Annotated in this window: 9 protein-coding genes and 1 pseudogene; 2 read left to right on the forward strand and 8 right to left on the reverse strand. The window is 70.6% G+C overall.

What is annotated here, in order from left to right; genetic code table 11:
• Nucleotides 1-9: 9 nt before the first annotated feature.
• Nucleotides 10-423 carry a flagellar biosynthesis repressor FlbT gene (locus ABIC30_RS24415; protein ID WP_234082052.1) on the reverse strand — a complete coding sequence of 138 codons (414 nt, stop codon included), beginning with the start codon at nt 421-423 and terminating at the stop codon, nt 10-12.
• 150 nt (nt 424-573) lie between these two features.
• Between ABIC30_RS24415 and xylB the strand changes: the two genes are divergently transcribed.
• The gene (gene xylB / locus ABIC30_RS24420; RefSeq protein WP_020090650.1) at nt 574-1350 is read left to right on the forward strand and encodes a D-xylose 1-dehydrogenase; all 777 of its coding nucleotides are present in this window, start codon (nt 574-576) and stop codon (nt 1348-1350) included.
• Nucleotides 1351-1437: 87 nt separating this feature from the next.
• Here xylB and ABIC30_RS24425 read toward each other — a convergent pair whose 3' ends face one another.
• From ABIC30_RS24425 to ABIC30_RS24445, 5 genes are all read right to left on the reverse strand, one after another.
• Entirely contained in the window at nt 1438-1668 is a 231-nt protein-coding gene (locus ABIC30_RS24425; protein ID WP_020090649.1) for a hypothetical protein, read from the reverse strand.
• Between the two features lie 216 nt (nt 1669-1884).
• Nucleotides 1885-2136: a molybdopterin converting factor subunit 1 gene (gene moaD, locus ABIC30_RS24430; RefSeq protein WP_020090648.1), complete on the reverse strand. Its 252-nt coding sequence runs from the start codon at nt 2134-2136 to the stop codon at nt 1885-1887.
• A 54-nt stretch (nt 2137-2190) separates the two neighbouring features.
• The gene (gene pgsA / locus ABIC30_RS24435) at nt 2191-2790 is read right to left on the reverse strand and encodes a CDP-diacylglycerol--glycerol-3-phosphate 3-phosphatidyltransferase (protein ID WP_020090647.1); all 600 of its coding nucleotides are present in this window, start codon (nt 2788-2790) and stop codon (nt 2191-2193) included.
• Nucleotides 2791-2863: 73 nt separating this feature from the next.
• The gene (gene uvrC / locus ABIC30_RS24440) at nt 2864-4930 is read right to left on the reverse strand and encodes an excinuclease ABC subunit UvrC (protein ID WP_103984928.1); all 2067 of its coding nucleotides are present in this window, start codon (nt 4928-4930) and stop codon (nt 2864-2866) included.
• Nucleotides 4931-5004: 74 nt separating this feature from the next.
• Nucleotides 5005-5721, reverse strand: a complete 717-nt coding sequence (locus tag ABIC30_RS24445; RefSeq protein WP_020090645.1) for a protein phosphatase CheZ — start codon at nt 5719-5721, stop codon at nt 5005-5007.
• A 272-nt stretch (nt 5722-5993) separates the two neighbouring features.
• Here ABIC30_RS24445 and ABIC30_RS24450 point away from each other — a divergent pair, with 272 nt between their 5' ends.
• Nucleotides 5994-6794: a L,D-transpeptidase gene (locus ABIC30_RS24450; RefSeq protein ID WP_026604541.1), complete on the forward strand. Its 801-nt coding sequence runs from the start codon at nt 5994-5996 to the stop codon at nt 6792-6794.
• Between the two features lie 100 nt (nt 6795-6894).
• Here the strand turns inward: ABIC30_RS24450 and ABIC30_RS24455 are convergent, their stop codons facing one another.
• Entirely contained in the window at nt 6895-7638 is a 744-nt protein-coding gene (locus ABIC30_RS24455) for a DUF2076 domain-containing protein (protein ID WP_020090643.1), read from the reverse strand.
• Nucleotides 7639-7835: 197 nt separating this feature from the next.
• Nucleotides 7836-8065 (reverse strand): annotated as a pseudogene (locus tag ABIC30_RS24460) (porin family protein); the annotation flags it as partial.

Genomic DNA, 8065 nt, shown 5'->3' on the forward strand with positions numbered 1-8065 from the left:
GCGTGCCGGTCAGCGAGCCGCCGCGGCGTCCGGCACCTCGGCCGGCGATTCGGCGCCGGCCGCCTCCCACTCGACGAGCTTGCGGCTCAGCTTGAGCGACCGGTAATACTCGCCGGCCTCCACCGCCTCGGCGATCGCGGCGATCTGCCCGGCGGCGGCCGGCGCGAGTCCCAGCAAGTCCGTGGCCTGCCGGAAGAACAGGTCGATGCCCTGCGTCGGGTCGTCGGCGAGGTAGATGACCGTCAGGGTCAGGTGGAGACGCTTGCAGGCCGTGTCGGCCTCGCTCTCCGTGATGATCTCGCTCTCGCGCAGGAACTTGCACTGCGTCTCGATCAGGAAGGTCGAGCGACGGTCGCCGTTGCGGAGCAGCGCGCCGTTGATGATCAACCGCTCGAACGGCTTGAGTTCCAGGCGCAGGGGCATCGGGTGTTCCTTTCTAGAAGACCCGGCGATCTCATTCGCGAACCGTTAACGTTTCGCGAATGTCGGACGGCGGCGCCGCCGTTGCCGCGGGTTGCCATGATGGTAAACTCAGACAAATTCCGGCCGGGCGAGCCACGTCGAGGAGGATCGATGACGGCGAAGGGCGATCAGCGCGCGCGGTATCCCAGCCTCGCCGGCAAGCGCGTCCTCGTGACCGGCGGTGCCTCGGGCATCGGCGAGGGGCTGGTGGAGGCCTTCGTCGGGCAGGGCGCCCGCGTCCTGTTCTTCGATATCGCCGACGACGCGGCCCGCGCCGTGGTGGCGCGCCTCGCGCCCGGCGCCGCGCACGCCCCGCTCTACCGGCGCTGCGACCTGACCGATATCGAGGCGGTCCGCGCGCTGGTGGCCGAGGCCGACACGGCCCTCGGCGGGCTCGACATCCTGATCAACAATGCCGGCAACGACGACCGCCACGCTCTCGCGGACGTGACGCCCGCCTACTGGGACGACCGGATGGCGGTGAATCTGCGCCACCTGTTCTTCGCGGCCCAGGCGGCGGTCCCACCCATGCGCCGCGCCGGCGGTGGCGTGATCCTCAATTTCGGATCGATCAGCTGGCATCTCGGGCTGACGGAGATGCCGCTCTACCAGACCGCCAAGGCGGCGATCGAGGGCATGACCCGGGCGCTCGCCCGCGACCTCGGCCGCGACAACATCCGGGTGGCGGCGATCGTGCCGGGCAACGTTCAGACGCCCCGCCAGGAGCGATGGTACTCGCCGGAGGGCGAGGCGGAGATCGTCGCCGCGCAGTGCCTGAACGGTCGGATCCAGCCGGCCGACGTCGCCGCGCTGGTCCTGTTCCTGGCCTCGGACGATGCCCGGATGTGTACGGCCCACGCGTACTTCATCGACGCGGGCTGGCGCTAGGACCGGCGCCGGGCAACCAAGCGGCCGGGCAAAAGATCGGCCGGGCGGAGGCGTCGACGGCGCTCCGGCCCGGCCCGCTTTCCTGCCTCAGTCGCAGGTCTCCTTCTTGACGGTCTTCGAGTCGCCCATGTCGTTCTCCTTGCGCACCGTCTTGGTGACGCAGCCGTCGCCGTGGTCGTGGACGGTCACGGACTTCGACTCGGAGGCCGGGCGGTCGACGACGACGGCCGGGCGGTCGCGCTCGATCACCGTGGTCTGGGCTTGCGCGGCGGCGCCGAGGCTCAACAGGGCGGCGGTCGCGAGCAAGGTCATGCGCATGCTGAAACTCCAATACCGATTTCGGTAGCGGATAACGGCAATGCCAGCTTGGGCGTTCCGCGGCGTGTCGCGTCCTGAGGCGGGCCGAACCCGTAGAGAACTTGGCTCGGCCCGCGCGCCGTTCGGCATGAGGTGCAGCCGGAGCGACGGCGCCAATGACCGCGGAAGCCGACCCGTTGCAACCCCGGCGAACTACGTGCGCGGCGCGGCCGGGTCTCAGCCGCCGGTCATCGGCGGGAAGAAGGCGATCTCGCGGGCCCCCGCGATCGGCGCGTCCGGCTTGGCGTGGGCCCGGTCGATCGCGGCGCGGACGACGCCGGCATCCTCGAAGGCGTAGGCGTATTCCTCGCCCCGGCCCCGGAGCCAACCGACGAGATCGGCGACGGTGGCCACCTCCGGCGGCGGCGCCAGCTCCTCCTCGGAGCGGCCGATCCGCTCGCGGACCCAGGCGAAATAGACGAGCTTCATCGCATCACCGTACCGGAGACAGGGCAGGGACCGCGCGTCCCGGAGACGGATCCCTCAGCGCGGATCGTCGATGACGTGCTTGATCCCGGCCCGCATGTAGTCCCACCCGGTCCAGAGCGTGAGCGCGGCGGCGAGCCACAGGAGCGTCAGGCCGATCGGCTCGGTTCCCGGGAGCACCGTCTCGCCCGCCGGACCGGCCACCAGGAAGCCGAGGGCCAGGAGCTGCACGGTGGTCTTCCACTTCGCGATCCGGCTGACCGGCACGCCGACCTTCAGCTCCGCCAGATACTCGCGCAGGCCGGAGACCAGCACCTCGCGGCACAGGATCACGATGGCCGCCCAGATATTCGAGCCGACGATGGTGTGGTCCGCCGCCAGCATCAGCAGGCACGCCGAGACCAGCAGCTTGTCGGCGATCGGATCGAGCATCCGGCCGAGCGCCGAACTCTGGTGGTAGGTGCGGGCGACGTACCCGTCGAGGTAGTCGGTGATCGCGGCCGCGACGAACACCCCCAGCGCCGTCCACCGCGCCGTGTGGGATTCGGGCCAGAACAGCAGCGCGACCATCACCGGCACGGCAACGAGGCGCCCGTAGGTCAGGCAATTCGCGAGCGTCCAGGCCGGCGACCGTCGTCGGGGAAGGACGGCGTTCATCGGAGGGGTGAAATCAGAGTGGGCCCCGGGCGTCAACGCCCCAGACTCCGCCTCGGCCATCGCGGCCGGGTTCTCAGGCGCCGGCATGAAAGAAGTCGTAGACCGCCCGCGCGGTGGCGGCGTTCACGCCCGGGGTCTTGGCCAGATCCTCGAAGGCGGCGCGCTCGATCGCCTTCACGGTCCCGAAGTGGTGCAGCAGCGCGCGCTTGCGGCTCGGACCGATGCCGGCGATCTCGTCCAACGGATTCTTCACCATCTCACGCTTCCGCTTGGCCCGATGGCTGCCGATGGCGAAGCGGTGCGCCTCGTCGCGGAGCCGCTGCACGAAGTAGAGCGTCGGGTCGCGCGGCGGAAGCTTGAAGGGTGGCCGCCCGGGCACGAAAAACGTCTCCCGGCCCGCATCCCGGTCGCGGCCCTTGGCGACGCCGACGAGCGGCACGCCCGCCACGCCGACCTCCTCCAGCGCCGCCCGCGCGGCGTCGAGCTGGCCCTTGCCGCCGTCGATCAGCACGAGGTCCGGCCAGGCCGGGAACGCCTCGCTCTCCTCCGCCGGGGCCGGCACCGGCTCCGGCACGCCGCCCTCGGCGGCGGCCACGGCCGCCTCGCGCTCCGTGCGCGGCGCCTCCTTCACGAGCCGCTTGAAGCGCCGCTGCAGCACCTCGCGCATCATGCCGTAATCGTCCCCGGGGGTCAGATCCTCGGACTTGATGTTGAACGTGCGGTAATGCGCCTTCATGAAGCCCGTCGGGCCGGCGACGATCATGCCGCCGACCGCGTTCGTGCCCATGATGTGCGAGTTGTCGTACACCTCGATCCGGCGGGGCGCCCCGTCGAGCCCGAAGGCCTGGCCGAGGGCGGCGAGGAGCTTGCCCTGCGAGGCCGTGTCGGCGAGGCGCCGCGCCAGCGCCTCCTTGGCGTTGCGCTGGGCGTAGTCGACGAGGTTCTTCCGCTCGCCGCGGCTCGGCCTGTGAATCTCGACGCGGTACTCCACCCGGCTCGACAGGGCCGCCGCGACCAGCTCCGCGTCCTCGATCGCGTGGCTCGTCAGCACGGTCCTGGGGGCGGGCTTGTCGTCGTAGAATTGGCCGATGAACGAGCCCAGCACCTCGTCGGGCGTCATCGTCCGGTCGGCCTTCGGGAAATAGGCGCGGTTGCCCCAGTTCTGGAAGTTCCGGAAGAAGAACACCTCGATGCAGAACTGGCCGGCCTGCTCGTCGAGGGCGAACACGTCCGCCTCCTCGACGCCCTGGGTGTTGACCCCCTGCACGCCCTGGATCGCCGACAGGGCGGCGATGCGGTCGCGGAACCGGGCGGCGCGCTCGAACTCCATCGCCTCGGACGCCTCCTGCATCTCGGCGCGCATCCGGTCCTTCACGGCGTTCGACTTGCCGGCGAGGAACGCCCGGGCGGAATCCGCCATGGCCGCGTAGTCGTCCGCGGCGATCTCACCGGTGCAGGGGCCGGAGCAGCGCTTGATCTGGTAGAGCAGGCAGGGCCGGGTGCGGTTCTCGTAGTAGCTGTCGGTGCAGGTGCGCAGCAGGAAGGCGCGCTGCAGGGCGTTCACCGTCCGGTTCACCGCCCACACGCTGGCGAACGGGCCGTAATAATTGCCCTTCCGGCGCCGGGCGCCCCGGTGCTTGACGATCTGCGGGGCGGGGCCGTCGTCGGTGACCAGGATGTAGGGGAACGACTTGTCGTCCCGCATCAGCACGTTGAAGCGCGGCTTCAGCTGCTTGATCAGGTTGGCTTCGAGGAGGAGCGCCTCGGTCTCGGTCGCCGTGGTGACGAACTCCATCGCCGCCGTCTGCGAGATCATCCGGGCGATGCGGTTCGAGTGCGCCTGGCCCCGCGCGTAGGAGCCGACCCGCGCCTTCAGGTTCTTGGCCTTGCCGACGTAGAGGACGTCGCCGCGATGGTCGAACATCCGGTAGACGCCGGGCGAGGACGGCAGGGTCGACCAGAATCGGCGGATCACCTCGGTTCCGGCCTGGACGGCGCCCGGCTCGAAGTCGAAATCGATCTCCGGCGCCTCCGTCTCGGGGAGGCCGGCTTCCGGCTCGTCGGCGGCCTCGTCCCGCTCGGCGTCGCGGCCGTCGTCGAAGGTGTCGGGGGGCAGGTCTGAGAGGGCTCTGCGGCTCATACCGCAGATCTAAGCGTTCCGGACCGCCAGGGGGACCGGGGCGGCGACAAAAATCGCGCGCCCGGTCGGCTCGATCAGTCGAACAGCGAGTCGATGTCGCTCTGGTCGACGTGGCCGATGTCGTGGTCGAGCTTGGGCCCGTTGAGCAGCGAGCTCTCGTCGTCCAGGGAGGTCGGCACCGGCATGACGGTGATGAGCTCCTTGAAGCTGTCGAGTTCCGACCACGTGGCGATGAGCCGGTCGAGATGCTCCTCGATGAACTTCATCACGCTGACGATCTTGGTGATCCGCTGGCCGGTCAGGTCCTGGAAGTTGCAGGCCTCGTAGGCGGTGATCACGCGCTCGAGGATCACGTCGACGTGCTGCTTCGTGCCGGGCGGCAGCGTCGCGGCGTTGAGCATGCCGGCGTGGCTCTCGATCTCCTCGATCGCGCCGAGGAGCTGCGTGGTGGCGCGCTCCGTCGAGTCGACCACCGCGTCGAGCTCGTCGGCCGCCCGGCGCATGCCCTTGCCGGTGTTCTCGGTCCGGTGCAGCGTCGCCAGCTCCGACTTGGTGCGGGTGATCGCCTCCTTCATCACGTCGAGCTCGGTGCGCATCGCCAGCGCCTCGTGCAGCTCGCGGCGGCACGACTCGATGGTCTCGCTCGCGCTCATCTGCGTGACGCGGCGCAAGTCCTGGATGGCGTTGAAGATCTCCTCCAGGCGCTCGCTCGAGGCGGACGCCCCGGGTCCGGGAGGGGGAGCCGCGGGAAGCCCGAGACTGTCTTCGATGCGATAGCGCTTCTGGGTCATCGTCCGGGCGTGAGCGTTCGGGTTCCGTCGCCGCGACTGTCTACCATAACGGTTAGCGGACTGTGACTGCCGAGCTTCTTACCGCCGGCCCCCTGCGCCTGGGGGCCCAGGGCCCCGTCGGGGCTTAACCGCCGATTCACGCTGGTCGCGACGGGCCGGGGACGGGCCGGGCCGCCCCGGCGATTCACCACGTTCGTTCACCGGATTCGGTAAAATTCGACGGGATCGTTCGCGGGCCGGGAGCACGGGCACCGGCTCGGGAGCATGCGACGATGCGGCGTTCAGTCCGTCTGGGAATGGGGGTGGCCGCGGCCGCGTTCGTGCTGTGCGGCCCCGCCCGGGCGCAGCAGGCGCGCTACGCCGAGGGCGGCTACGGCGGCGGCCTGATCGAGTATCTAGTCACCGGCAGCGCCGGCGGCGCGCCCGGGCGCGGCTGGCCGCAGCGCGCGGCGCCGCAGCAGCGCGTCGCGGCCTATTCCGGCGAGCTGGTGCCGGTCGAGCCGGAGCCGGCGCAAGGTTACGGGCAGGCGTACGGGCAGGCTTACGGCCAGCCCTATGGCCAGGCTTCCGGCGCCCCTCAGCCCTACGGTGCGCCCCAGGGAGATCCGGGCCGGATCGGCCGCGCGGTCTCGCCGGAGTACCAGCGCCAGGAAGTGGCCTTCACGGGGCGGCAGAAGCCCGGAACGATCGTGATCGACACCGCCGGAAAGCATCTCTACCTGGTGCAGGCCGGGCAGCGCGCCCTGCGCTACGGGATCGGCGTCGGCCGCCCCGGTTTCGCCTGGAGCGGGCTGAAGACGGTGAGCCGCAAGGCGGAGTGGCCGGACTGGACGCCGCCGGCCGAGATGCTGGCCCGCCGTCCCGACCTGCCGCGCCACATGGCCGGCGGCCCGGAGAACCCGCTGGGCGCCCGCGCCCTCTACCTGGGTTCGTCGCTCTACCGGATCCACGGGACGAACGAGCCCAACACGATCGGGCAGTCGGTCTCGTCGGGGTGCATCCGCATGATGAACGACGACGTCATCGATCTCTACGAGCGCGTGCCGGTGGGGACGCGGGTCGAGGTCCTCTGAGCGGCCGACGCGGCCCCGGTCGCGGATCGGACCTTCTGGATACGAGAAAGGCCCGGCCGCGCCTGACGCGACCGGGCCTTCCGCTGCCTATCCGGGACGATCAGGTCCAGTCGCTGTCGTCGCCGCCGCCGAGGTCGCCGCCGAAATCACCGCCCGGATCGCTGTAGCCGGCGTCCTGGAAGCTGCCCATGTCGCCGCCGCTGTTGTCGAGGGCCGAGCCGAGATCCTGGTTGCCGCCGTCGCCGTAGTAGTTGTTGACGACGGTCTCGCCCCCGCCGCCGAGACCGGCGGCCGCGGCGCTGCCGAGGCTCGAATGGCCGCCCGCGAAGGCGTTCGACAGGGCGCTGCCGAGGAGCATGCCGCCCGCCGCGCCGGCCGCCATGGGCAGGGCCGTCGCCATGAAGCCGCCGCCGCGCGCCGGCGCCTGGGGCTGGCCGCCCCACGGGCCGCCCTGCTGCTGCGGGTAGCCGCCCTGCTGCGGGTAACCCTGCGGCGGGCCGCCCTGGTTGCCCCAGGGCTGGCCGCCCGGACGCGGCTGGCCGTAGCCCGGCTGGGGCTCCTGGCGCTGCTGGCTGCCGCCGCCGAAGATGCTCGACAGGAAGCCGCCACCCCCGGAGGACTGGGCCGGAGCCGCCTGGCTACGAGCTTGCTCCAGCTGCTGGTTGAGGCTCTTGATCGCCTCTTCCTGCACGTAGATCAGCTGCGCCATCGCGTAGGGCGCGTAGGGCTGCGCGCGGAGCTTGTCGGCGATGAAGCGCTCCGCCTCCGCGTCGCGGGGCTGGGTCTGCGCCTGCTCCAGCCGCTGGAAGATTCCCGAAATGACGTCGCGTTCTTCGCTGTTCATGGAGTCGTCCTCCTCGAATCTCACCCGCGGGCCCGAACGCGCCGCATGGCAGCTAGGACATGGGTGCGCGGCGACGCTTTGTCAGGGGGATTGCGAAAACTTCATCCGCCTATCCCGAAACGCGAGAAGCCCGACCTGCCGGCCGGGCTTCCTGCATGCCGAGTGTAAGGCGCGGCCGCGGCCGCGCCGACGCGATCCTAGAACGTGCCGAACTTGTAGTTCAGGCCGGCGCGGACGACGGCGAACTGGTCGTCGCGGCGGCCGACGCCGCTGTAGACGACCGGGAAGTTGTTGGCGGCGTTGATGACGAACGCGCCCTGGTTGCGGGTGCCGCGGTCGAGGTTGACGTACAGGCCTTCGACCTTGAGCGTCACGGCCGAGGAGCGGAAGAAGTTCAGGAACGAGTCGGTGGGCAGGGCGTACTCGA

The sequence above is a fragment of the Methylobacterium sp. 1030 genome, from assembly GCF_040544715.1.
In the GTDB taxonomy this organism is placed as follows: domain Bacteria; phylum Pseudomonadota; class Alphaproteobacteria; order Rhizobiales; family Beijerinckiaceae; genus Methylobacterium.